Below are 23,824 nucleotides of genomic sequence, written 5' to 3'. Positions count from 1 at the left end.
GACACATACCCCAAAGGGCTATAAAAGGCTGAGGTTGCAGGCAAGACCAAGCAAATCTGGAGGCATGTGTTGAAAGGAGAGATCACCGTAACGGAAAGTGCGCTGGCCGCTATTTTAGGTTTGGCCGCACACGAGGTACCGGGTGTGCTGGGCATGAGCCCTGCGGGCATCCGCGAATCCATTAGCCGTATCCTGGGCCGCAGTGAGGCCAGCGAAGGGGTGGTGGTTAAGCCCGACCCGGCTGCCAGTGGAAAATACCAGGCCGATCTGTATGTGGTGGTTGCTTTTGGAGCCCGCATACCCGCTGTGGTCGATAGCATTGGTGAGCGGGTGCGTTGGGCAGCCAAGAGCCTGGCTGGGGCCGAGCTTTCCAGCGTGCGTGTGCACGTGGTAGGGGTGAGCCGTGGCTAGGCGGGTGCAGGGGTTTCAGGGGGTGCGCCGTGGCCAATAGCCTTTCACCCGCCGAACTGGCCAAGGCTTTTCGCTACGCCACCGACTGGTTTGCGGTGTACGTAGAGGAGGTCAACGCCCTTAATGTCTACCCGGTACCCGATGGTGATACCGGCACCAACATGCACCTCACGCTACAGTCGGTGCGACGGGAGCTAGACCTGACCGATACCAGCAAAATGGGGGAGGTGGCTCGAGCCATCAGCTATGGCTCGTTGCTGGGGGCTCGAGGCAACTCAGGGGTCATCACCTCCCAGATCCTTAAGGGCTTCGCTGAATGCATTAAAGACGCGGCCTCGATCTCACCCACGCTGCTGGCGCGGGCCCTCGAGGAGGGCTCTCGTATGGGCTACAGGGCGGTGATGAAACCGGTGGAGGGCACCATCCTGACGGTTTCGCGTGCGGTGGCTGAGGGGGCGCGTGAAGCAGTCGAAAAGGGAGCGGCCAGCCTCGAGGAGGTCTTACAAGGGGCTTTGCAAAGGGGGCGTGAAGCCTCCCTGCGCACCCCCGAGCTGCTGCCGGTGCTCAAGCAGGCCGGGGTGGTGGATGCCGGTGGGGTGGGCTTGCTGCACTTGATCGAGGGCCTCGAGGGCTACCTCAGGGATCGGCCCCTACCCGAACCTCCCAAAATCGAGCGCTACGCCCAGACCGCCTTCGAAGAAGAGGAGTTCGGCTACTGCACAGAGTTCCTGATGGAGGGGGTGGCGGAGCCCATCGAGAAAATCCGCGAAGCGGTTTTGTCCTTTGGCGACTCCTTGCTGGTGGTAGGAGCCGAGGGCTATGTCAAGGGCCATATCCACACCAACGACCCCGACGGCTTGCTGGCGACCGTCGCTCGCTACGGCCGGATGATCCGCACCAAGGTGGAGGATATGTCCCAGCAGCACACCGAAATTCTCTCCATGGCCGGGGCCGCCGACGAGGCGCCGCCGCCCACCGGCCTGGTGGTGGTCGCCAACGGCTGGGGGCTGGTTAAGGCCTTCCGGGGTTTCGGGGCGCGGGTGGTGGCTGGGGGACAGACCGCCAACCCCAGCGTGCAGGATATCCTGGACGCCATCCGCAGCCTGCCCAACCCCGAGGTTATCGTGCTGCCCAACAACAGCAATGTGATTATGTCGGCCCAGCAGGCTGCGAGCCTGGCTGAGGGGAAAACCGTTCACGTGATACCTACCCGCACCATGGGGCAGGGCCTGGCAGCCAGCGTAACCTACCAGCCTGAGCTGCCCTCGAGTGAGCTCCTGCCTGCGATGGAGGCGGCCTCCAAACGGGCCGCCACCCTGGAGGTAACCCGGGCCAGCCGCAGCGTGGAAATCGGTGGGGTTAGCGTGACCGAGGGACAGCCCATCGGCTTGCGAGACGACAAGCTGGCGCTGGCCGCCGATAGCCCCGAGGAAGTCCTGTTCAAGTTGGTCAGCCTGGCTGTTCAGGAGAACGAGTACGAAATACTCACCATTTTCCACGGGGCTACGGTGAGCAAAGAATCCCTGGAGGCTCTGACCGCTCGAATTGCCCAGGCCTTCCCCGACCTTAGCCTGGAAGTCCACCCCGGGGGCCCTGATCTCTACGACTACCTGGCTGTGCTGGAGTAGCGTTGATTTGGATTCCTTGAGGGTCATTTAGAAACGGATAACCCTCGTAGAGGGCCGGCTGCAGCAAGCTCAGCCGGCCCTCGAAACTCAAAAGAGAATCGGTTGCCTCAAGAACGGTGCCAATGCCCTAATCCGCAGCGTTACGAATGGTCGCGAGACCCTGCGGAGGTGTTTTTGGCGAAATAACTGCCTGGCACGTTGAAAGCGGCCCTTAAAACGCACAATCTTTGTCAAAGAGAGGTCAGGGCTAAGATGAGAAACATAAAGAAAGGCTTTAGGTTAAACTCATAAAACAAAACTGCGAATAGCTCTTATTTGAGATAAAAAGTAAACAAAACCCAAGCGCGCTGCAGCCCAGAGGCCCCATTAGATGAGAGGCGTAACGCCTCTTTCTAAGAGAACCTGGGAACTACCCTCCTAACCTCAGGGGCGTATGAGACGGCTATTGCCCCGAGCAATTGCAACTTTAATCTTGCTGATTACGGCGTTTGGATTGAGCTGGGCCCAAGCACCCAAGGTCATGACCCTCAAGGCCACAGCCTATACCTCCTCGGTTCGCGAAACCGACAGCACGCCCTTTATTACCGCCACCGGTGCGCGCACCCGCATCGGCATCATCGCGGTAAGCCGGGACATGTTGCGTGAGCTGCCCTATGGTTCAAAGGTGATGCTCGAGGATCTGGGCACCCCGGGCGGCAAGAACAAAGGCCGCTTTAATTACCTGTTCAAAAACCGGGTTTTTGTTGTGGAAGATACCATGCACCCCCGCAAGCGCGAACAACTCGATGTCTGGCTACCCGACCGCAGTACGGCCATCCGCTTTGGGGTGCGCTATGTTCGGGTGACGGTTATCCAGCGGGGCAGGGGATAAGATGAGGGGGGCCACGCCCAGGAATTGACGAGGCCTGGCGTGCGCCATCCGACCCTTACCCCAACCCTATGCGTTTCGTCTGGTTCCTTGCTTTACGCCACCTGCGCCACCGTCGTACCCAGAGCCTGATCAGCCTGTTGGGGGTGGCGGTGGGCATTATGGTGCTGACCACCGCCCTCTCCCTGACCAATGGCTTTATCAAGGGGCTGGTTGAGGCCACCCTCAAGGCGGTGCCTCACATCTACCTGCAGAGCCTCAATCCTGAGGAAAGCCCTCCACCCCCCCCTCACCCCCAGGTGGTGGGCCAGGCCCCGGTCTTCCTGACCAAAGCCCTCCTGACCCGCAGGGCAGGGGATGGCCGCAGTGCTGGGGCCGACTTCGCCACCCTGATAGGGCTTGGGGAAGGGGGCCAGGCGGTTTATCCCGAGCTGGATCTGGGCCAGCTAAAGCCCGGAACCATCGTGCTGGGCAGCGCCCTGGCGCGAAGCCTGGGGGCTTACCCAGGGGATCGATTGTTCCTGGTTTCCATCAATCAAAAGCGCATCGAACTGAGGGTGGTGGGCACTTTCCAGACGGGGAACTACCTTCTGGATGCGGGCTTTGCTTTTGTTCCTTTGCAGGATGTTCGCGCTCTGATGGAGGCCCCTACCGCCCTCTCGGGTTACCAGCTCCGCTTGCGCGATGCCGAACAGGCCCCCCAGGTGGGGCAGGCCCTGGCCGGTTCGCACTACTTTCCCCAGACCTGGCAGTCCAGCAACCGCACCCTGATTGAGCAGTTGGCCTTGCAGAAGCGGGTGATCGGTATGGTGGTTTTCTTAATTGTGGTGGTGGCGGCCTTGGGTATGGCCAGCGTGCTGGTACTCACAGTCATCGAGAAAACCCCGGACATCGCCCTGCTTCGGGTGATGGGTGCCAGGGCGGGTCAGGTGGCGGGGGTGTTTGCCCTCGAGGGTCTGGTGCTGGGAGTGCTGGGCATTGCTGTGGGCAACCTGCTGGGCTTTGGCCTTTCCAGCTACTTTGCCTGGCGGCCTGTGGAGATTCCCGGCGAGCTGTATTTCCTGACCCGCCTGCCGGTGGAGATCCGATCCTCAGATTTTATCTGGGTCTCAGCGATGAGCCTGCTGGTGGTGCTTTTGGCCTCCCTTTTACCGCTTTGGCGGGCCCTGCGGATTAAACCCGGCGAGGTGCTGCGCTAGGGGCGTAAACTAGGGGTATGTTCGGCTTTTTTCGCAAACCGGATGAGCATGTCCAGCGCGAGGGCGAGTCGGCCTTCCGTGTGCGGGTGCGCACGGCGCGAAGCGGCGATATCGTGGAGCTGCGGCTTACCAAGGGCAATGAGATTTCTGCCTCCGATGAGGGGGGGTACTATGTGCGCAAGATTATCGTATCGCCCCAGCACCTGGATCGGGCTGTGCTGGAAATCTGGTTCGACCGCGCCTACCGTCCCACGCGCAAGGCGGTGGAGGGGGGCGAGCTGATTCCCATCAAGGAATGGACGTAAAAACCCCTACCCGTGGGTAGGGGTGCGCCTGTTGAGCGAGGGGTTAATGCAGCTCGTCCTCGAGGTTTTCCATCAGCCGACGGGCCAGGCTGCTTTGCTCCTCGCTGGTAAAACTATCCTCGGCGACGCTGGGGTAGCTGCGCCGCCCGCCCCCGGTGCGCTCGAGCTGGGCCTGTAGCTCGCGCAGGTCGAGGTAACGGTCGCTTTGATTGCGCAGCTCGAGGTCGGTGAGCTCGGGTACACCCAGCAGGTGAATCTCTTTACCCTGGGCCCGCAGGGCCGACAGGGTGTGGGCCAGGTCACCCGAACCGCTGGCTACCACTGCCCGTTCCCAGCGGGGTGCGGTAACGAGCAGGTCGGTGGCAATCATGGCTTCGAAGCGGGGGTCGCCGTGGGTCTCGCGGCTGCGCACGGTATAGCCCATGAACACCAACGCATCGAGGAATTTTTGCTGACGCTCATCGTTGCTATCGGTGACGGGGGCGTAATAGAAAGCGTTATACAGGTCTTCGGGTTTGGAAAAAACTCCAATCGCCTTCCGGTGGTCAATGTTCCACCCTAGACGCTTGGCCGCGTCGTACATGTAGGATCCGTCAATAAACAAAGCCGTCTTCATCGTCTTCTATCTCGCTTCCTGGTTTGCGGAGGGGTTAACCGCTACGCTAGATGTGTATGCTACACCTAGACGGCCCAATCTACTACCTCGGTACGCTCGAGCGACCGCTACTAATCAAGACAGGGCCACCCCTAGCTCTGCTCTTTACATCATGCGACATTGCCCGCCAATTTCCAAGCAACGTAACGGTTTTGGCGGGCCTGGATGTGCAGGTGGCGGACGATTGGCGCGCAAAGGAAGAACTGTTCAAAACCCTTCTTTTGCACGGCATCGAGGCTTATTTGCTCGATCCGTCCCCAGACCGGCCCCTGCGAGCGCAGCCCCATGCGGTACGTGCTGCGCTGGTATACGTGCAGAGCCACAAGACCCAGACCGCCTGCTTATGAGCGAAAATAGCAGGATGTTCGCGGATTGTGAGGGTGTTATTCGAACTGAGTATTAAGAATCAAAGATAAATTGATTTTTTTTCATCCTGGTACGGAAATAGAGCAAAACCGTCCAGCTACACCTCCAAGACCACCTTGCCAAACACGCGGCGCTCCTCCAGCAGCCGGTGGCCTTCAGCGGCCTGGCTAAGGGGTAGGGTGGCGCCGATCACCGGGCGCAAGCGCCCCTCCGCCACGAACTGCAAAATGGGGAAAAGGCGGCTTTTGGAGGCCATGGTGGAGCCAAAAATGGAGAGCTGCCGGTAAAAGATGTGCGAGAGGGGGGTGGTGGCCTCATACCCCGAAGAAGCCCCAACCAGGCTGATCCGCCCGCCCCAGGCGGTGGCCTTGATGACCCCCTCCCAGTACTGGGCCCCGGTATGGTCGACCACTGCATCGGCCCCTTTACCCCCGGTGAGCCGGCGAACCTCTTTGTACCAGTCGGGCTGGCTGTAGTTGACCCCCTCGTCGGCGCCGAGGGCTTTGGCCTGGGCCAGCTTTTCGTCGCTGCTGGCTGTGGCGATGACCCGTGCCCCGTGCAACTTGGCAATCTGGATGGCGGCGACCGAGACCCCTGCGCCCGCTGCCATGACCAGCACATCCTCGCCGGGGCGAACCTGTAGCTTGTCCACCACCATCTGCCAGGCGGTCAGAAAAGTGAGGGGCAGCGAAGCGGCCTCGAGCCAGCTTAGCCGGGCTGGTTTGGGCAGGATGTTGGCCGCTGGGACGACGACCAGTTCCGCGTAGCCGCCCCAGCGGTGCTCGCCCAGAATTTGATACCCGGCGCAGAGGTTGTCCTGTCCGCCCAGACAGCGTGCGCAGCGGCCACAGGAGACCCCAGGGTTCACGACCACCGCATCCCCCGGGGCTACCCCGCTGACACCCGCCCCAACCGACTCCACCACACCGGCGATGTCACACCCGAGGATGTGGGGCAGGGGGAGCTTGGGACTGGCAACGCCCTTCCGTACCCACACGTCGAGGTGGTTGAGGGCCACGGCTTTTACGGCGATCCGCACCTGACCGGCTTCTAGCACAGGGGGCGCGATCTCTCCGTAGCGCAAAACCTCCGGGCCGCCCCTAGACGCCATCCATACTGCCCGCATAAAGGCGATTCTGCCACCTATGGCTATGCACCGTCAAACTTTACCCGCCCACAACCCGGGTGCCGGCGCTGCCCTCCAAAACTTGCTGCAGGATGCCCTGGGTGCCCTTGGCGATGGCGGCCCAGGGAGCGCCTTTGTGCAGCGCATTGAGGGCGGCCTCCACTTTGGGTATCATGCCCCCGGAAATGGTGCCTTCCTGAATCAGGGCCTGTACCTGGGCTGGGTTGAGCTGGGGGAAGCGGCTCGAGGGGTCTTTGGCCTCGCGCAGCACACCCACCACATCGGTTAGGAAGATGGCCGGCAGGTGAAGCGCTCCGGCTATGGCGCCGGCAGCGGTATCGGCGTTGATGTTGAGCGGGCCCTGGGCATCCAGGCCAATGGGGGCGATCAGGGGGGTCAGCCCGGCCTGCAATAGTTTGTGGATAACCTGGGTATGCACCGCTGTGACCTCGCCGACCCGGCCTAGGAGGGGGTCTAGCGGCTGGGCCTCGAGCAGCCCCGCATCCCGTCCGGTCAGGGCTATGCTAGGCCGCCCGCGTCGGGAAAGCCCTTCGGCGAGGTATTTTCCCAGGGTGGTGAGCACCATCTCGACCACTTCCATCTGCTCCGGGGGGGTGATGCGCAGCCCCCGATGAAAATGGGTTTCAAAACCCATCCGATTTAACCACTCAGCAATGCGCGGGCCGCCCCCATGTACCAGCACCAGGGGGCCTGGGTAGGCGCTGAGCTCATCGAGCAGTTCACCAGCCTCTTTGAGGCTACCGCCGATTTTTACAAGCAAGGCCTGTTCCATGGCGTTTATCATACCCAGCGCGGCCTTGACAGGCCCCCTAGCGGGTGTTACCCTTTTGAGTGCGCTTGCGCGAGCAGGCCGGTAGCGGGCGATTAGCTCAGCGGGAGAGCACACGCTTCACACGCGTGGGGTCGTAGGTTCAAATCCTACATCGCCCACCAGCACCAGGACGAGAAAAACCGGAGTCGCTAAGGCTCCGGTTTTCGCTTGTACCCCCACGCCATACCCCCATTGGGGCTCGAGCTAGGCTCGGTGACGGGAGCCGCTCAACAGGTCTTCCAAAGCCAACACCCCGGCCCTGCGCTCTTCCTGCAACAGGTGACGGTACACGCCAAGGGTGACGCTCGGGGTGGCGTGGCCCAGCTTGTCGGCTACCAGGGACAGGTCAAGGCCCCTGGCCAGCATCAGCGAGGCAGCGGTGTGGCGTAAATCGTGGATGCGTACCTCGGGAAACTCGGGGTGGTCAGCCCGTATGCGCTCCACCAGGCGGTGCAAAAAGTGGTTGGGTGCGTTCACGTCCAGCGGCCTGTCCAGCCCGAACACAAAAGCGTTTTGCAGGTCTTGGGGCCGGAAGCCCTCGCTGCACAGGGCTTCATAGCGGGCCTGAAGCCGTGCAAGCAGGTCAGCCGGTAGCGGAAGCACCCGCCTTGCCGCACGGGTCTTCAAGGGGCCTATATCGGCTTTGTTGCCTTGCAGGGTGTATTGCCGCTCCACCCGCAGGGTGGCCTCCTTGAAGTCCACGTCCCGCCATTGCAGCCCCAGCGCCTCCCCTTTGCGTAGCCCTAGCTGTACCAGCACCCGCAGCAACAGGGCCATAGTCGGGCTTTTGGAAGCCTCGGCATACTCCAGCAACAGCCGCACTTGTGGGGGCTCCAGGTGTTGCGCGGCCTTATCCCGCTCTGACGCTCGGGGTAGCCGTACCGCAGCGCTCGGGTCACGGTGGATGAGCTCGAGGGCCAGCGCTTCCCGCAGCACCAGCCGGACGCGCTCCAGCACCTTACCCAGGGTGCGGGGGCTGTGCTTTTCGCCAATCCGATCCAGCATCCGGCGCAGGTTGTGGGGGGTGAGTTTCTGCAAGGGGATGTCCCCCAGGTGCTCCAGGGCCAGGGCTAGCTCGCGCTGGTAGTTGCGCCTGGTGTTGGGGGCCTTGCCTCGGGTATGGCGCTCCAGTACCTCCTTGGCGAAGTCCCCGAAACGGCGGCGGTCAGGACGCGCTACCAGCCCCCGGCTGTGCTGTACCTGGTACTCGTGGGCTTTTTGCAGGGCCTCCTTCTGGCTAGGCGCATACACCGATACCCGGCGGCGGTGTATGCCGTCCGGCTCGGTTACATAAAAGCGGCATTCCCACAGCCCGTTAGGGCGTTGCCTGACGTTGCCTTGCAGGTTAGCGGTTCGCTTCTTGCTCATCTTGCTCATCTTGCTCATCCTGCACCTCCAACAGCCCTAAAGCCTCGAGCCCGGCCTCCACCACCCGGCCCCGCTTGTCCGGGGGTAGCGCTTTGAACCGCTCGAGTACCACGGCAAGGGCACGGATATAAACCCGCTCACCAGTCTCTCCGCCCTCAAACAATCGCAACCCCCACCGGGCGGCTAGGGCCTCACGTGGGGGTCTTACCAGATGCAGCTTCTCACCCTTTGGCATATAGGGATTATACACGGTTGCCTACCAAAAAGCGCACTTAGTAAAGTAAGTACGCTTTTGTTTTGACCGATAAATCCCCCCTCCCAAGGGTCAAGAGGGGTGGTGTTTTAGGTCTTTAGCGCCTCAGCCACGATGAGGCGCTTTTGCACCAAGCGTAGGCATCCTCCTTGCGGGTGTGACTGTGACCTCCCCCTCGGGGCCAAAACGAACAATCAGCACCGCGCGTGGGTGTTCGCGGCGGGCCTGCTCGCACAGCGCCTCGGCTTTCCGTAGCTGCTCCGGGGTTGGGTGTAGCTCGCTATTCAGCGCGTACGAACGGTGAAGCGTGACGCTGCGTTCACCAGTTTGTTGTATCCGTTCAAGTCGCCTTAGTTTTTCCCAAAGTCCCATGTGTCACCTCCAACTCGAGAGCGAAGCATATCGCGGGTCATGTCTATCTCGGCCAACGCTTTCAGGGCCTCGGCCACAGCGCGGATTGCGGCGGGGTTGGTGGGGTCAGCGCTTTGTGCGGCTTGCCGGAGAAACCGAACAGCCGCACCGATAGCGGGTGCCAGCTCGTGTGCCCACTGCTCAGCAAGCCGCGCTTGCCGCTCCTGGACGAAAGCGGACAGACGCGGGTCGGACAGCAGCCGCGCACGATAGCGGCGCAGCGTCCTATCCGTGATTCCGTGACGCTGACACACACTCTGGTCGTCCGAGAATGCGGCCTCGGCCAGGATGGTGGCGGCGCGTTCGTAGTCAAAGCTCGGCATACTCAATCCTATTCTCCATAGGCCACACGGTGGCTATATCCACCTCACCGGGGTAGATACGCACCTCGCACACCTGGGGGTAGCGTAAGGAATCCTCCGCTGCTTCAGATTCGAGAAAGAAGCGCTTGACCACCCTCGCGCTTTGCCAGTTCGGGTAACGGTACGCGAGGGTAAAAGTCATCTCAGAGGGGTGGGCGTCAAACACCTCCGGAAGGCCTTCACGTAAAGCCCCCCAGGTGGGGAAGCTCCAAAACGCGGCGGTATTCGGCGGAATCGTGCCGCTATGTTCCGGTTCGCTTGCACCCTTCAACCCGTTAGCCACCCGTGCCAGCCGCAACACCCGGCGCTCGCCGGTGTGATGGGCTTCCACCTGGATACCGTGCGCCTCAGCGTGGTGCTTCAACCACAGACTCAGACTCACCGGGTTAGCGGGCCAGGGCTCTACCCGGTAGGGCTCGAGGGCGATGTAAAGCTCGGTGGAGGTTCCTTCCCAGGGGCCAACCTCGAGCAGCCCCAGCAGGGCAGCGGGTAGGTGGGGGTACCTATGCGGCATGGCCCACCACCCCCCTACGCCGTAGCACTGCCACAGGTTGGCTTCCTGCATACAGGGCCACCTGCTCCCGTGGTTCGGGGTAGTAGTCCCGCACCCGTCCCAGGGCCTCGCGCAGCCACCCCTCGGGGGTAAGGGTGGGCATACCGGCCCGGCGGGCGTGAGCCTCGAGCTCGGCCCGGCTCGGGCGTACCAGCCGGGCCACCGCCTCCCCGTCTACCTCCACAGTCAGCAGCGGGTGAGCTATCGCCTCGAGCTTTTCCACCAGTTGGGGCAGCCGGGAGAAGAGGGCGGGCCAGGGGGTCATAGCACCACCTCCCAGTCACCCCCCTCTTCCTCTTCCTCTTGCGTAGCGTGGCTACCCCTTATATCTGTACAACCGGTAACACCGGTAACTCCGGTTTTTGTTGCGTCCTGGACGGCTCTCCCGTGGTTACCGGTTTCTGCCAGGTTACCGGTCGTACCGGTAACCATCTCTTCGCGCTGTTCTGGTGCGGGCTCCCGGTTACCGGTCGTACCGGTAACCGAAGAAAAACCGGTAACCGAGTTTTCCTCGTCCTGCACGCCATTATCGGCACGGTTACCGGTGTTACCGGTTTTTGAGATATAACCCCCTAGCAGGTGCACAACACGGGTGGATTTACCGTGAATCTTGACCACTGCTTGGTAACGGATAGACTGACCGTCCCCCTGAATACGGATAGCCCCCCGCTCCCCCAGCCGCTTCCACAGGGTGCGCTCGGTGAGTAACGGCTCGCCCGACTCGTTCGCCAGACGTGCCAGCACGGTGTAGGCCGGGGTGGGGTCGAGGTATAGCCCGAGGGTGTCTGGGTCGTCAGGAAGCCAGCCGATTTGTGGCCCCAGGGGTTCCCACACCCCATGAGCGTCAGGGTGGCCGCTGGTGGTTTCGCGGTAGCGCCAGCCCCAGCGGGTGGGGTCGTCCAGGTAATCCTCTATAGATTGCCCCGGCCTCCAAGACACAGGCACCAGGTGGCCCCGGCCCATGCGAAGGGCGCTAAAGAGTAACCCCCCGAAGCGCTCGGTGGGGTCAGAATCTCTTTGGTAGGACGATTGGGTGCGGCGTACTGCTTCGAGGGCTTCCAGCACCCGCCCATCCATATAAGCGAGGTCAACCCCCACGGTGGCGGCGTAGTCGCGGTATAGCTCCCAGGTGGCGTGCAGCCGGGCCAGGGCATCCGTGGTGCGCCCGTGTTGGGATTCCCAGCGCGGGCGAAGTTCAGCGGTACGGTCTGCGAGTTGGCGTTGGTAGGTTTCGAGGTCAGCGGAGAGGTAGCGAACCCAAGCGCTCAGGGCGCGGGCATATGCGCCTTCACGGTTTTGGCGTTGCGCTTCACTGAGCCGGCGCAGGTCTACATCCCCGCGCTCGAGCTCGAGAAAAAGACACCGAGCCCGAATGGAGTGCCCCGGCGGTAAGTCCTCCCCGGTGACCAGCAGACTGCCCCGAGGGGGTCTATCCCCTGCCAGTGAGCCGTCTGCCCGCATTCTTCCCCGCCCCGTAGCGTTACCCTGTGAACGCAAAACCCGAGCGGCTTTGGCCTGTAGTTCCTTCTGTTTCTGCTCACTCGCTTGAGGGGCGTAGTCGTCTATCAGCAGCAGGGCATCTTTGGCGGTGAAGCCGTAGGCTTCCAGGGCGTTGGGGGTGGCTTCCCAGCTTGTGGGCGGGCTGTCGTGCCAGCCCCACAGGGATTGAATGACCAAGGCCAGCGAGGTCTTCTGGCTTCCACTCGGGCCTGCCAGGTAGAGGCTGAAGGGTGTGTGACCCAGCGGCGTAGCCAGGGCGTAGAGCAGAAGTGGGACGCTCACCCTGTAGGGGGTCACCTCCGACAGCCGCCACAGTGTGGTGATGGCCTCGCGCTCAGCTTCGCCTGTAGGGGGCTCGGGCAGGGCGAAGTTCTCAAATACTTTCCCAAGCTGTACCTCGAGCCCGGTCACGCTTCCCTTCGCCCCGATGCCACCTCCCGCGTGCAGGTACACCCAGCCGTCCGCTGTCTTCGTCCAACCCAGATGCCGGTACACGGTAGCGCGGCGGATGCGCCCTTCGCTCAGGCTCAAAAACTGAATGGCGGCCCGCAGGTGATCCCGGTTGGCCTGACCGGGCAGCACCACCGCCTCAGCCCCCCAGTGCCGGGCCACCCAGTTCATGCCGGAAAACTCGCCCGACTTCACCAGGGCCACAGGCAGCGGGCGGCCTGTGGAGGTGTAGCCCCGAAGTTCAAACAGGGTCTCGGTCTCGAGCCCATCAGTAGCGACTATCTCGCGCTCAATCACAGCAGCGAAGTTGCACAGGGGCCAGTAGGCCACACCCTGTGACTCACCCCGGCCCTCTACCTTGGCGGCCCAAATCTGCCCGCGCTCCACCTTGTAGCGGGGGTTCCCCATCACCTGCCCCCCACCAGTGCGCCCATCCAGAGGGCAGGTGGGGGCTTCCCCGAAAGTATCCCCCTTGCCCTCATCAGCGGGCAGTTCCAACGGCGCATCCAGCCCGTACCTCAGCCCGTCCCGTGCGGTGGCCTCGGCCTCGGAGTGGGGTAACCCGGCCTGCATAGCAGCCTCGGCCAGGGCGCTGGTGACCTGCTCCGGGTCGAGGCCCAGGTGGACATAGCCGCCTATCAGCCGGGCGTAACTGAGCAGGGTGTTATGGCGTTGCCCCTCGGGGGTACTGGCTACCCGCTCACAAGCCCAGCGCAGAAGGCCTTCCAGGCGGCGGGTCAGCTTGTCGCCCTTCACACCCCGGAAGCTCGCGGGCTGGTACTCAGGTGGTGGGGGTGGGGGCTCGGGCAGCAGACGCTTTAGCAGCCCCTCGGGGGGCAGGGGCAGTTCAGCCGGGGGCAGCAGGGGGGCTTCCCAGCTATAGCCCCCGTTTGGTAGCTCGGTGGGGGCAGCCGCAAGGTACGCTTTCCCCAGCCCGCGCAGGTCTAACCCCGGCATCTTCCGGGCGGTGGTGGTGAGGCTTCCTATCAGACTTTTAGGCAGCTTCAGGAAGACATGCACCCCACCCCGAGGGCTCCTTTGCCGGGGGGCTGTGGCTAGCTCGGGGTATTCAGCCCGCAGTTGCTCCCACACCTCGGGCGCGTCAAAGTCCAGCACCAACACCTGCTCGGGGGGCAGGATACCCACCCCGGCGGTGGGCACGGCCTGCCACCAGCGGCGCAACACCTCGGGGTCGGGGGTGGCGTTCGTCAACCCGTTAGGGGCCAACCGGCTGTGTGGGCGCTTCTCACCGGGCAGCAGGGGCAGCACCGCATACCCCAGCCGGGCGTACTCGAGGGCGGCTTGTAGGGGGCTAGGCATGGCGCACCCCCTTCACAAGCTCGTCAATCAGGCGGGAAGCCTCGAGCCGATTAGCGGGTGTCGGCCCACGGTAGCCCAGGCGGTTCAAATAGGCGAGTTGCCTGTCTGTGGGTGGGTTTTGCTCCATCCAGCGCTCTATGGCTTCCTCAGCCCGCCCCTCCCGCAGCTGCTGCTTCTCCTCGGGAGACAGACTCTCCCACCACAAAGCCCAGCGTGCCCCGGCTAACAGGGCCTCGGGGTTGTTCTCGAAGAGGGACAAAAAGGTCTGGGCGGCTTCGAGGTGGCAACGGCGGCACGCCGTTTCGAGGGCATACCCCACCACCTGGTTAGGCTCGTTGCAGCCGGCGCGGATGGCTTGGAGCAGAAAGTTAGTGGCGGTGGCCCGCTGGTTGTGGGGGAAGTGCGAGAGGAAGGTGAGCCGGGCGTGTAGAATGTTTTCGGGAAGCATAGCCACCCTCCTACTCAGCCCCGCCCTGCATGGCGGGGTTTTCCTTGGGCAAGAGCCCCAGGCGCTCGAGCTCGTAGCGGGGAACCAGCAAACGCCTTCCCAGTCGAGTAACCTTTACCTGACCGCTCGCAATCAGGTTATAAACGTGGTTGGCGCTAACGCCAAGCATCTTCGCGAGCTCCCTTGGAGTGATTGCTAAACGTTCCATTTGTTACGTCCTTTCATCAGCAAACTTCCATTGCCGAAAACCAACAAAAAACCCCACGAGGGCGAAAAGACCTCTGTGGGGTTCGCGGAAGAAAGCCGATAAAGGCGGGTCTTTGTTGTGGCGGAGGGGCATAAAAATGCCTGCCCTACGGCAGGTTGGTACAGCTTTTGCTTACTTGGTATAGCTTTCGCCTATCTTAGCAAAAATATGACCTGAACTGAGGAAAAAGTCAACCCCCCCCAATCCCGTACAAGGTCGTACTAAGGCGTGGGGTCGTTGTGTACCCCCAAACCGTACCCCCATTAACTGCTCATACCCCCAAAAGTTACCCCCAACAGCGAATAACCCCTTTGGGCAAAAATCCCGTTCTAAAGGCTAAATCTCCAACACCCTTGTACGCCTTGGTACGCTGCTTTTACTCTTCACACGCGTGGGGTCGTAGGTTCAAATCCTACATCGCCCACCACGTTCAAGGCGAAAAAAACCGGAGTCAACCAGACTCCGGTTTCGCGTTTGACCCCAATGTGGGTAGCTTCACCCCAGCGTGGGGGTGTGCAACAAGGTTTGGGCTGGGGTCGCTTGGTGCTTTGTGCTTCACATACAAACCTGTACAATAAATCGCTATGGCTGGCTTGCTTTCGTTTCGCGGCGAGGATGTGGGTATTGACCTGGGCACCGCCTCGGTGCTGATTTATATGCGCGGCAAAGGTATTGTGCTGCGAGAGCCTTCGGTTATTGCCATGGTCAGTGATACCAAAGAGGTTAAGGCGGTGGGGGCCGAAGCCTACCGGATGCTGGGGCGCACGCCCGGCAACATTGTGGCGGCCCGCCCTCTGAAGGATGGGGTAATTGCCGACTACACCCTGACCGAGCGGATGCTCACCCTGTTTATCAAGAAAGTTTTGCCCCCTTTGCGCTTTTTTAGGCCCCAGGTAATGGTGGGGGTGCCCTCCGGGGTGACCGAGGTCGAGCGCCGGGCAGTGGTGCAGGCCATTGTGGAAGCCGGCGCCAAACGGGCCTACCTAATTGATGAGCCCCTGGCGGCTGCTATTGGGGCTGGCATCAAGATTGCTGAACCCACCGGCAGCATGGTGGTGGACATTGGGGGTGGCTCCAGCGATATTGCGGTGATCTCGCTGGGCGGGATCGTGCGCTCGACCAGCCTGCGCATTGCCGGTAACGAATTCGACGATTCCATCATCCGGTTCATCCGTAACAAGTACAACCTCCTGATTGGGGAGCGCACCGCCGAGGAGCTCAAGATCAAAATCGGCGCTGCCAAGCGGCTCCCTGGGGAGCAGGATGCTGTGGCCGAGGTGCGCGGGCGTGACCTGATCTCAGGCCTGCCCAAGAGCATCGAGGTGACCACCGAGGATGTGGTGGAAGCCCTCAAAGAGCCCCTAGAAAAGATTGTTCAGGGCGTGAAGAGTGTTCTGGAAACCACCCCGCCCGAACTGGTGGCCGACATCATTGACCGGGGCATTTTGCTGACCGGCGGGGGAGCCCTGCTGCGCAACCTGGATCTGCTGCTGCAAGAGGCCACTGGCGTACCGGTGGTGGTGGCTGAAAATGCTGTGGAGGCAGTGGCTCTGGGCACCGGCAAGGCCCTCGACATGCTGCACGTGCTGCGGGATGCCCTGGTTACCTCTGATAACGTGCTAAGGCGGTAATTGGCGATACCCAAATGGGCTATGTTGACCCACCCACGGCGTGGCTTCAGCAATAGAGGTGCGGGGTTGAGTTGACGAAGTGAAAATTTTAGGCTTGGTATGCTGCTCTCCGAAATTGCCCAGCGCCTAGGGGGCCGCCTCGAGGGCCCCGATACCGAGGTTGTTACTCTAGCCCCGCCCGACCGGGCCAGGCCGGGCGAGCTGGTGGTGGTGCGGGAGGCCCGGTTTCTGCCGGCAGCTCTGGAGACGGGTGCGGCTTTGATCCTGGATGAGACAACCCAGTGCCCATCGGGTGTCAGCCGGATTCGCGTTGCCTCGGTGCAGAAAGCCTGGCCGCTGGTGCTGGCCCTTTTCAACCGACCCGAGACCTGGGCGGGGGTGGGCGTGCACCCCACCGCCACCCTCGAGGCGGGGGTGGAGGTGGATCCCACTGCTTCGATAGGGGCTTATGTGCTGGTGTGCCGGGGGGCTAAGGTGGGGGCGGGTGCGGTGATAGCCCCCTACTGCTATATCGGGGAGCAGGCCGAGATAGGCCCCCGGACAGTGCTCGAGCCCCGGGTTACGCTCTACCCGCGCACCCGTGTGGGGGCAGACTGCCACATTGGTGCAGGCACGGTGCTGGGCGCTGTTGGATTTGGCTTTCAGGACAACCGACGCCTGCCCCACACCGGCCGGGTGGTGTTGGAGGATGGGGTGGAGCTGGGGGCCAACTGCGTGGTGCAGCGCAGCGTGGTGGGGGAGACCCGCATCGGGGCGCATAGCAAAATCGGCGACCTCACCGAGATCGGCCACAACGTTCAGATCGGAAAGAACGTGGTCATGGTGGGTAGCAGCGCCATTGGGGGCAGCGCGGTGCTGGAGGATGGGGTGCTGATGGGCGGCTGGGTGGTGATTGCCGACCATGTGCGGGTGGGGCGGGGAGCCCGGCTGGCCGGCAGCAGCGCCATTTCCAAGAACGTTCCAGCAGGTGAGACCTGGGCCGGTGGGATTCCGGCCCAGCCGGCCCGCCGGCACTGGCGGCGGCTGGCGATGCTGGACTGGCTGGCTAGCATGGAGCGTACCTTGCGACAACTCCTGCGACGGTCGCGCTGAACTGGAAGCCCTATGACCCTACGTGGAATCGGTCTTCATAGTGGCGAACCCAGCACGGTGCGGTTTCATCCGGCCGAGGGGCCGGTGCGGTTTTGGGTGGGGGGGCTCGAGCTGCGCCCGCTGGCCTCGAGCGTGGTGGATACCGCCCGTTGCACGGTATTGGGTGAGCATAACCTGCGCCTGATGACCGTAGAACACCTGCTGGCCGCCCTCTTTATTCGGGGCATCTGGGAGGGTTTGGTCATCGAGGTGACCGGCCCAGAGATTCCCATCCTGGACGGCAGCGCCCAGGAATGGCTGGCGGCCTTGGAGGACTTTCCGGCCCAGGGCCCCCAGGCGCTGCCGCTGAGCGGTGCCATCCGGGTCGAGGAGGGGCGCAGCAGTGTGCTGGCCCAGCCAGCGGAGCAGTTCGCCCTCACCGCCACCATCCTGTTCCCACACCCCAGAATTGGCTACCAGCAGGTGCAGTGCCCCCCCACGCCGCTGGCGGCGCTGGCCCCGGCCCGCACCTTTGGCTTTCTGCACGAGGTGGAGGCGCTGCGGGCCCGCGGCCTCATCCAGGGGGCTTCCTTGGAGAACGCCCTGGTCTTCAGCGAGCACGGCCCGGTCAATACACCCCGGATGCTGTACGAGCCTGTATACCACAAAGCCCTGGATTTTCTGGGCGACCTGTACCTGGCCGGCAGGCCCTACCGGGGACAGTTTGTGGCCCACCGGGCCTCGCACCGCCTGCACGTGGAGCTGGCCAAGCTGCTACAAAGCTAGAGGCTGGGCGAAGCAGGGTTGGCTGTGTGGCGGGCTCCCGGAGTGAAGTGCTCGGAAATGCTCCTGGGCGGTCGCTCGGCCCCTACTCTGTGACTTTCCTGAGCTTTTTTTAAAGCCCAGCCTGACCAGAAATGTGGTTGTAAACGGGTCTTAAGTGTATCATCCTGCTTGGGACGCAGGGTTTGTGCATCACGTAACGAGGATTTTATGGAGCTAAATGTAGGCGTTGTGGGTGTTGGTGTGATGGGGACGTACCACGCTCAGGTATACGCGGGATTGCCAGGGGTTCGTCTGGTGGGGGTGGCCGACCCCGACCCGTTTCGTCAAGCCGCCATCGAGCAGGACCTAGAAGTACCGGCCTTTTCCAGCCCGGAAGAACTGCTGGGCAAGGTGCAGGCGGTTTCGATTGCTTCCCCTACCTCTTTTCACTACGAGCAGGCCCGCATGTTTTTGGAGGCCGGCGTGCATGTGCTTCTGGAGAAGCCCATGACCCGCACCATGCACGAGGCGCGGGAGCTGGTGCGGCTGGCTGAGCAGCGGGGGGTGGTTTTGCAGGTGGGGCATATCGTGCGTTTTTACCGCGCTGTAAACGACCTGATGAGCATGGTCAAAACCCCCTGGGTGCTCGAGGCCCGTCGCATAGGCAACAACCGCCGGATCCGTGACATTGGGGTGGTGCTTGACCTGATGATCCACGACCTGGATCTGGTGCTCTTGCTCCTGCGGGAAAAGCCCTTGCGCTACAGCGTGGTGGGCCGGCAGGTGGATGGGCTGGACGAGTTCGCCCAGGCCGTGGTGGATTTTCCCTCGGGGGCCCGGGCCTTGTTTACCGCCAGCCGGATCTCGCCCCAGGCTGAGCGTTCGCTGACCATCACCCAGCCCGGCGAGGTGCTGCGACTGGATTTCAACAGCGAGTACACCGAGCTTTCGCTGCACCGCTCGCCGCCCGTGCAGCCCGACCCCGACCGGGTTGAGCCCAACGGGCGCACCCAGGTACAGACCGAGCGCATCGCAATTCACAACGACAACCCCCTGCGGCGCCAGCTCAAGCATTTCGTGGATCGGATTCAGAGGGGGGAGCCCTCGCTGGTGACCCTCGAGGACGACCTGCAGGCCCTCGAGCTGGCCCTCGAGCTTTCCAATGCCCTCCAGCCGGTGATGAGCCGTTGAAACCCCTTTTTCTGCCCCGGCCCTTTAGTATTAAGCCGTGGACATTTACGAGATCCTCAAGTTCCTGCCGCACCGCTACCCGTTCCTGCTGATTGACCGGGTGCTGGAAGCCGACGAAAAGCGTTTTCGGGCCTTGAAGAACGTATCATTCAACGAACCGCATTTTCAAGGCCATTTTCCTGGCTACCCCATCATGCCAGGGGTGTTGTTGATCGAGGCCATGGCCCAGGGCTCGGTGGCGGTGGTGACCAAACAGCCGGAATTCAAGCCGGGCGGGCTGGTGTTTTTGGTGGGGGTGGAGGAGGCCCGCTTCAAGAAGCCGGTGGTTCCGGGCGACACCCTGATTCTGGAAGGGGAGCTGCTGGCCTACCGGCGGGGTTTGGGGAAGGTAAAGGTTGAGGCCAGGGTAGAAGGCGAGTTGCGGGCCGAGGCCACCCTGAGCTTTGTGCTGCGCTCGGATACGGGAGGCGCTGCTTCGTGAGTCAGGTCGCCATACACCCCACTGCGGTGGTTTCCCCTAAAGCCCATCTGGCCCCGGACGTAAAGATTGGCCCGTATGCGGTGGTAGAAGGCCCCTGTGAGCTAGGGCCTGGGGTGGAGGTGGGGCCTCACGCGGTCATCCACCCGTATGTGCGGCTGGCTGCCGGGGTTCGGGTGGGGCCCCACGCGGTGCTGGGGGGCCTCCCGCAGGATCTGAGTTTCAAAGGGCAGGAGACCTGGCTCGAGGTCGGGGAAAACACCGTCTTGCGCGAGGGGGTGATCCTGCACCGCTCCACCAAAGAGGAAGCGCCCACCCGGATCGGCGCGGGCTGCTACCTGATGGGCCATGTGCACGTGGGCCACGACGCCCAGGTGGGCAACGGCGTGATTCTGACCCAGAGCGTGGCGCTGGCCGGGCACGTGGAGATTGGCGATTATGCCGTGGTGGGGGGGTTGGCCGGTATTCACCAGTTTGTGCGGGTGGGCAGCCGGGCTATGGTGGGTGGGCTGGCCAAGGTGACCCGGGATGTCCTGCCCTTTAGCCTGGCCGACGGCAGCCCGGCCCTGCACTACCGGCTCAACACGGTGGGGCTGCGCCGGGCGGGTATCCACGGCGAGCGCTACCGGGCCCTCGAGCAGGCCTTCCGGGCGGTGCGTGAGGGCCGCCCCCTCGAGGGCTTACCCGATACCGAGGAGGTACAGATGCTCAAAGCCTTCCTGGCGGGGCCTTCCAGGCGCCGTCTCTCGGGCTTCGTGCGGGGCGAGCCGGATTTTGAGGTCTGAAGTCGAACCCAAGATGCTGGACGAAATTCTGCTATTGACCAACGGCCCCGGCGAGCTTTCGACCTGGGTGCCGCCTGTGTTGACGCGCCTGCGGCAGCGGGTGCCCGGGGCCCGCATCGAGCTGTTCCTGATCCGCGACCAGTTTGCCGCCGGAACCGAGCAGACCAAGGCCGAAGCACTGCAACTGGACGCCCTCTCGGGCCGCTCCGCGCTTTTCCGCAGGCTCTTGGAGCGCAAGACGGGCCGCCGTGGGCTGGTGCTGTTGCTGGGGGGGGCGCCCCGCGACGCGGTGCTGCTGGGCCGGGCCACGGGCTACCCGGCTTTTTCCTATACCTTCGATGCCAGGGCCCATCACCCCGGCTTACGGGCGGTGCTGGTGGACTCCGAGCGCACCCGGGCGGCCATGCAGGCTCGAGGGGTAAACCCGGCCCGCATCGAGGTGGTGGGTAATCTGGTGGTGGACGCCCTCCACGAAGCACCGGCGGTCGCGGCCCCAGCCGCCGATGTGCTGCTGCTGGCCGGTAGCCGCCCCTTTGCGGCCCGCTACCTGCTGGGGTTCTTGCTGGCGGCAGCCGAACAGATGGCTAAAGCCCGGCCCGACCTGCGCTTTGCCTGGGTGAGGAGCCGCTTGCTGCCGGAAGCGGTGGTAGCCGAGGCGCTGGAGGGTGGGCTGGCGAAGGAGCTGGGCGGGGTGGGGGCCCGCTGGGTGGGGGATCGCCTGCAGACCGCTGGGGGCCTCGAGGTTCTGGTGCTGGATGAGCCCCAGCGCTATGCGGCCATGCGCCGCGCGCAGCTGGCGATTACCATTCCTGGAACCAACACCCTCGAGTTGGCCCTGGCCGGCCTGCCCTCGCTGGTGTTGCTGCCGCTGCACAAGCCGGAGATGCTGCCGTTGGAGGGCCTCTGGCACTGGCTTTTGAGCGGGCCGGGCCTCCGCAGCCTCAAGCAGCGCTTCGTCTGGCGGTTGGCGGCGCGCCTGCCCCACCTGGCCCTGCCCAACCTGTGGCTGAACGAGCGGGTTTTCCCTGAGCTGCGCGGGGTTTTTAGCCCGGCTGAGGTGGCCTCTGCGGGCCTCGAGCTGCTCGAGCCCCAGCGGGCCCGGGACGTCCGGGCCCGGCTAAAGCGCCTGGACGCCCAGCCCGGAGCCGATAAGCTGGTGGAGTATGTGCTGGCCCGCTGCTGAGGCCCAGAGGTGGCTTGGCCCCCGTAGCGGCGGTGCCTTTTGCCCATCCTGCGTTGCCCTATGAACCTGCTTGGCCTGCTACGTCCCTTTTGGCTGCAAATTCTGCTGGCGGCCGGGCTGGCTCTGCTGCCGGCGGCGGCCCAGGCCTGGCTGCCGACCCTGGTGGTCAAGCCGCTGTTTGATCAGGTGCTGTCGGGGCAGTGGGAGCGGCTCGGGGCGGTTTTATGGGCGGGGGCGGGTCTGCTGGCGGTGCTGGTGGTGAGCGGGTACGCGCTCGAGGCCTTTATAGGCTACCTTTCGCTCAAGATTCCGGCGGTCTGGCGGGAGCGGGTGTTCGAGCGGCTGCTGCAAGCCGACCTGATGGCCCTGCCGGCCTCCTCGGGCGGGCTGACCGGGCGGCTGGTGGCCGATCTGAAGGAGCTCGAGGGCTTTCTGTTCTACAGCCTGGGGGGGCTGCTGGTGCAGGGGATCTTGCTCCTGGCTTTGCTATTCCAGCTTTTGCTGCACTACGCCCAGCTCACTCTGTACCTGCTGCTGGTGCTCCCCCTCATGGCCTTGCTGCTGGGCTGGCTTGGGGCCTGGGTGACCCGCTACAGCCGGCGAACCCAGGCCGCTATGGAGCGCCTGGCGGCTCGCATGGCCGAGGGGTTCGGGCGGCTGGAACTGATCCGGGCCCTGGACTTGCAGGCCTTTGCGCGGGCGCGCTTCCGGCACAGCAACCAGCAGCAGTACCGGCTGGGTCGCACCCGCGCCCTGATCGCGGCCCTCAACCTGCCCCTGGGCCAGCTCGCCACCACGCTGCTGCTGGGCCTGCTGCTGGCCCTGGGGGTGGGGGCGGTGCAGCGCGGGCAGATGACCCCCGGTGACCTGACTGCCTTCCTCACCCTGCTGGGGCTGGCGGTGACCCCCCTGCAGCTTCTGAGCCGGATCGGCGCCGGGTTTGCCCAGGCCGAGGGGGCCTCGGCCCGCCTGGTGGAGCTGCTCGAGCTGCCCCCGGCCCCAGCCATGGGGCAGCTCCGACCCCAGACCCTGGCGGGGGGCCTCGAGCTGCGAAACCTGAGCTTTGCCTACCCCGGCAGCCCAGCCACCCTGCAAAACCTCAACCTGCGCATTGCCCCGGGCTCCTTCACAGCCATTGTGGGCCCTTCGGGGGCGGGCAAGAGCACCCTGCTGCGCTTGCTGCTGGGCCTGTACCGTCCCAGTGCGGGCCAGGTCTTGCTGGATGGCCTCGAGCTACACAGCTACGAGGCGGGGTGGTTGCGGGCCCGCATGGCCTGGGTTCCGCAGGAGCCCCTGCTGTTCGCCGGAACTGTACAGGAGAACCTGGCCGCGCTGGCCCCCGGCGCCCGTCCGGAAGCCATGCAGCAAGCCCTGGATACCGTGGGCCTGGGCCGGGAAATTGGTCTGCAAACCCCGCTCGAGGACGACGGGGGCGGGCTTTCGGTGGGGCAGCGGCAGCGCCTGGCCATTGCGGCGGCCCTGCTGCGAGAGGCCAAAATTCTGTTGCTCGACGAGATTACCAGCGCCCTCGACCGCACCAGCGAGGGGCAGGTGATGGCCGCCCTCGAGGCCGCCCGCCTGGGCCGCACGGTGATCGTGGTGGCGCACCGCCTCTCCACCGTGCAGCACGCCGATCAGATCGTGGTGATGGAAAAGGGCCGGATCGTGCAGGTGGGCAGCCACGCCGAGCTGATGGGTTCGCCCGGCCTCTACGCGGATTTCTGGAGAAGTTAATGACCGAAAGGATGGACGCCATGCAGGAATACCTGAAAAAAGCTCGAGGGGGCCGGGTGGTGCAGACCCCCTTTCTGGAGGCCCTTGCGCTGGAGGAACTCCGCCGGCAGGCCCAGCAGGAGGGGCTGCGCCTCGAGACCTTTGGGGGGTTGCCCATGGCCTCGAGGCAGGTGGCGGTGCTTTTCCCGGAACACATCCCTGCGGTATCCGACCCCACCACGGTGGTCTTTCTGGCCTTTGAGGGTGACCTCGAGGCCCTGGAAGACAGGCTGCGCGCGCTGCTGGAACCGGGGCTGCTGGGGGATCTCGAGGAGACCCCGGAAGGCTTCCTGCTGGCCACCCTTCCCAAGGGCCTCAAAACCCTGCAAGAAGCCGGTTTTCAGGCCAAAGAAGCCGCGCCCGAGCAGTTGCCCAGAACGCGCGAACGCACCCGCAGCGTGGTGGTGCCCAGCCTGCGGGTGGACGTGGTGGGGGCCAAGGGCTTTGGGGTCTCGCGCACCTACTTTGCCCAGGGGGTCAAGGCCGGTAAGGTCAAACTCCGGGGCAAGACCGCCTCGGCCAAGGACGAGGTAACCGAGGGCGACCACCTGCTGGCCGAAGGGCTGGGCAGCCTGGTGGTCAAAAAGGTGCTGGGCCAGACCAAGCGGGGCAATGTGAAGCTGGAGCTCGAGGTGCACCGATAAG

26 protein-coding genes and 1 tRNA gene are annotated in these 23,824 nt (G+C 63.6%); 16 read left to right on the top strand and 11 right to left on the bottom strand.

Features of this window, described 5'->3' with window-relative positions; translation table 11 throughout:
* Nucleotides 1-69 precede the first annotated feature (69 nt).
* The 5 genes from MRUB_RS14000 to MRUB_RS13980 all read left to right on the top strand — a co-directional run bounded on the left by MRUB_RS14000 (nt 70) and on the right by MRUB_RS13980 (nt 4,411).
* Nucleotides 70-411 (top strand): Asp23/Gls24 family envelope stress response protein, encoded by a 342-nt coding sequence (locus MRUB_RS14000; protein ID WP_013015031.1) that lies wholly within the window; start codon nt 70-72, stop codon nt 409-411.
* Nucleotides 412-440: 29 nt separating this feature from the next.
* Nucleotides 441-2,039: a DAK2 domain-containing protein gene (locus tag MRUB_RS13995; protein ID WP_013015030.1), complete on the top strand. Its 1,599-nt coding sequence runs from the start codon at nt 441-443 to the stop codon at nt 2,037-2,039.
* A 433-nt stretch (nt 2,040-2,472) separates the two neighbouring features.
* Complete coding sequence (locus MRUB_RS13990; protein ID WP_036198589.1) at nt 2,473-2,910, top strand: 3D domain-containing protein; 438 nt, start codon at nt 2,473-2,475, stop codon at nt 2,908-2,910.
* A 68-nt stretch (nt 2,911-2,978) separates the two neighbouring features.
* Entirely contained in the window at nt 2,979-4,106 is a 1,128-nt protein-coding gene (locus MRUB_RS13985) for an ABC transporter permease (RefSeq protein WP_013015028.1), read from the top strand.
* Nucleotides 4,107-4,123: 17 nt separating this feature from the next.
* Nucleotides 4,124-4,411, top strand: a complete 288-nt coding sequence (locus tag MRUB_RS13980; RefSeq protein ID WP_013015027.1) for a hypothetical protein — start codon at nt 4,124-4,126, stop codon at nt 4,409-4,411.
* Nucleotides 4,412-4,454: 43 nt separating this feature from the next.
* Here the strand turns inward: MRUB_RS13980 and MRUB_RS13975 are convergent, their stop codons facing one another.
* Nucleotides 4,455-5,027: a LabA-like NYN domain-containing protein gene (locus MRUB_RS13975; protein ID WP_013015026.1), complete on the bottom strand. Its 573-nt coding sequence runs from the start codon at nt 5,025-5,027 to the stop codon at nt 4,455-4,457.
* Between the two features lie 56 nt (nt 5,028-5,083).
* On the opposite strand from MRUB_RS13975, the gene MRUB_RS13970 reads away from it, so the two are divergent.
* Nucleotides 5,084-5,413, top strand: a complete 330-nt coding sequence (locus tag MRUB_RS13970; protein WP_013015025.1) for a hypothetical protein — start codon at nt 5,084-5,086, stop codon at nt 5,411-5,413.
* 116 nt (nt 5,414-5,529) lie between these two features.
* On the opposite strand, the gene MRUB_RS13965 is transcribed toward MRUB_RS13970, so the two are convergent.
* Together MRUB_RS13965 and argB are read right to left on the bottom strand one after the other, a co-directional pair.
* Entirely contained in the window at nt 5,530-6,558 is a 1,029-nt protein-coding gene (locus tag MRUB_RS13965; protein WP_013015024.1) for a zinc-binding dehydrogenase, read from the bottom strand.
* 40 nt (nt 6,559-6,598) lie between these two features.
* Nucleotides 6,599-7,351 carry an acetylglutamate kinase gene (gene argB, locus MRUB_RS13960; protein WP_015586668.1) on the bottom strand — a complete coding sequence of 251 codons (753 nt, stop codon included), beginning with the start codon at nt 7,349-7,351 and terminating at the stop codon, nt 6,599-6,601.
* Between the two features lie 86 nt (nt 7,352-7,437).
* Here argB and MRUB_RS13955 point away from each other — a divergent pair.
* Nucleotides 7,438-7,512, top strand: a tRNA-Val gene (locus MRUB_RS13955).
* An 82-nt stretch (nt 7,513-7,594) separates the two neighbouring features.
* On the opposite strand, the gene MRUB_RS13950 is transcribed toward MRUB_RS13955, so the two are convergent.
* From MRUB_RS13950 to MRUB_RS15670, 8 genes are all read right to left on the bottom strand, one after another.
* On the bottom strand, nt 7,595-8,776 hold the full coding sequence (locus MRUB_RS13950) for a tyrosine-type recombinase/integrase (RefSeq protein WP_244403981.1): 1,182 nt from the start codon (nt 8,774-8,776) through the stop codon (nt 7,595-7,597).
* Complete coding sequence (locus MRUB_RS13945) at nt 8,736-8,993, bottom strand: hypothetical protein (protein ID WP_013015021.1); 258 nt, start codon at nt 8,991-8,993, stop codon at nt 8,736-8,738. Before MRUB_RS13945 ends, MRUB_RS13950 begins: the two co-directional genes overlap by 41 nt.
* Before the next feature lie 368 nt (nt 8,994-9,361).
* On the bottom strand, nt 9,362-9,745 hold the full coding sequence (locus MRUB_RS13940) for a hypothetical protein (RefSeq protein WP_013015020.1): 384 nt from the start codon (nt 9,743-9,745) through the stop codon (nt 9,362-9,364).
* Nucleotides 9,732-10,298: a hypothetical protein gene (locus MRUB_RS13935; protein WP_013015019.1), complete on the bottom strand. Its 567-nt coding sequence runs from the start codon at nt 10,296-10,298 to the stop codon at nt 9,732-9,734. The genes MRUB_RS13940 and MRUB_RS13935 overlap by 14 nt, the downstream gene beginning before the upstream one ends.
* Nucleotides 10,288-10,602 carry a hypothetical protein gene (locus MRUB_RS13930; RefSeq protein ID WP_013015018.1) on the bottom strand — a complete coding sequence of 105 codons (315 nt, stop codon included), beginning with the start codon at nt 10,600-10,602 and terminating at the stop codon, nt 10,288-10,290. The genes MRUB_RS13935 and MRUB_RS13930 overlap by 11 nt, the downstream gene beginning before the upstream one ends.
* On the bottom strand, nt 10,599-13,607 hold the full coding sequence (locus MRUB_RS13925) for a bifunctional DNA primase/polymerase (protein WP_013015017.1): 3,009 nt from the start codon (nt 13,605-13,607) through the stop codon (nt 10,599-10,601). Before MRUB_RS13925 ends, MRUB_RS13930 begins: the two co-directional genes overlap by 4 nt.
* Complete coding sequence (locus MRUB_RS13920; protein WP_013015016.1) at nt 13,600-14,055, bottom strand: hypothetical protein; 456 nt, start codon at nt 14,053-14,055, stop codon at nt 13,600-13,602. Before MRUB_RS13920 ends, MRUB_RS13925 begins: the two co-directional genes overlap by 8 nt.
* Nucleotides 14,056-14,065: 10 nt before the next feature.
* On the bottom strand, nt 14,066-14,263 hold the full coding sequence (locus MRUB_RS15670; protein WP_041654084.1) for a helix-turn-helix domain-containing protein: 198 nt from the start codon (nt 14,261-14,263) through the stop codon (nt 14,066-14,068).
* A gap of 623 nt (nt 14,264-14,886) precedes the next feature.
* Here MRUB_RS15670 and mreB point away from each other — a divergent pair.
* From mreB to MRUB_RS13870, 9 genes are all read left to right on the top strand, one after another.
* Nucleotides 14,887-15,933: a rod shape-determining protein gene (gene mreB, locus MRUB_RS13910; RefSeq protein WP_013015014.1), complete on the top strand. Its 1,047-nt coding sequence runs from the start codon at nt 14,887-14,889 to the stop codon at nt 15,931-15,933.
* A gap of 99 nt (nt 15,934-16,032) precedes the next feature.
* On the top strand, nt 16,033-17,025 hold the full coding sequence (locus MRUB_RS13905) for a UDP-3-O-(3-hydroxymyristoyl)glucosamine N-acyltransferase (protein ID WP_013015013.1): 993 nt from the start codon (nt 16,033-16,035) through the stop codon (nt 17,023-17,025).
* Nucleotides 17,026-17,037: 12 nt separating this feature from the next.
* Complete coding sequence (lpxC, locus tag MRUB_RS13900) at nt 17,038-17,790, top strand: UDP-3-O-acyl-N-acetylglucosamine deacetylase (RefSeq protein ID WP_013015012.1); 753 nt, start codon at nt 17,038-17,040, stop codon at nt 17,788-17,790.
* A 207-nt stretch (nt 17,791-17,997) separates the two neighbouring features.
* Nucleotides 17,998-18,960: a Gfo/Idh/MocA family protein gene (locus MRUB_RS13895; protein WP_013015011.1), complete on the top strand. Its 963-nt coding sequence runs from the start codon at nt 17,998-18,000 to the stop codon at nt 18,958-18,960.
* Between the two features lie 37 nt (nt 18,961-18,997).
* Complete coding sequence (fabZ, locus tag MRUB_RS13890; RefSeq protein ID WP_013015010.1) at nt 18,998-19,441, top strand: 3-hydroxyacyl-ACP dehydratase FabZ; 444 nt, start codon at nt 18,998-19,000, stop codon at nt 19,439-19,441.
* Entirely contained in the window at nt 19,438-20,223 is a 786-nt protein-coding gene (lpxA, locus tag MRUB_RS13885; RefSeq protein WP_013015009.1) for an acyl-ACP--UDP-N-acetylglucosamine O-acyltransferase, read from the top strand. The genes fabZ and lpxA overlap by 4 nt, the downstream gene beginning before the upstream one ends.
* Nucleotides 20,213-21,406 (top strand): glycosyltransferase family protein, encoded by a 1,194-nt coding sequence (locus tag MRUB_RS13880; RefSeq protein WP_241476945.1) that lies wholly within the window; start codon nt 20,213-20,215, stop codon nt 21,404-21,406. The genes lpxA and MRUB_RS13880 overlap by 11 nt, the downstream gene beginning before the upstream one ends.
* A gap of 60 nt (nt 21,407-21,466) precedes the next feature.
* Nucleotides 21,467-23,140, top strand: a complete 1,674-nt coding sequence (locus MRUB_RS13875; protein ID WP_013015007.1) for an ABC transporter ATP-binding protein — start codon at nt 21,467-21,469, stop codon at nt 23,138-23,140.
* Nucleotides 23,140-23,823: an RNA-binding protein gene (locus MRUB_RS13870; protein WP_013015006.1), complete on the top strand. Its 684-nt coding sequence runs from the start codon at nt 23,140-23,142 to the stop codon at nt 23,821-23,823. Before MRUB_RS13875 ends, MRUB_RS13870 begins: the two co-directional genes overlap by 1 nt.
* The last annotated feature ends 1 nt before the right edge of the window (nt 23,824 follow it).

Origin of the sequence: Meiothermus ruber DSM 1279 (genome assembly GCF_000024425.1) — a bacterium.
Classification (GTDB): Bacteria; Deinococcota; Deinococci; order Deinococcales; family Thermaceae; genus Meiothermus; species Meiothermus ruber.
The sequence above is the reverse complement of the archived record's forward strand: the minus strand, read 5'-3'. Positions and strand labels throughout refer to the sequence as shown.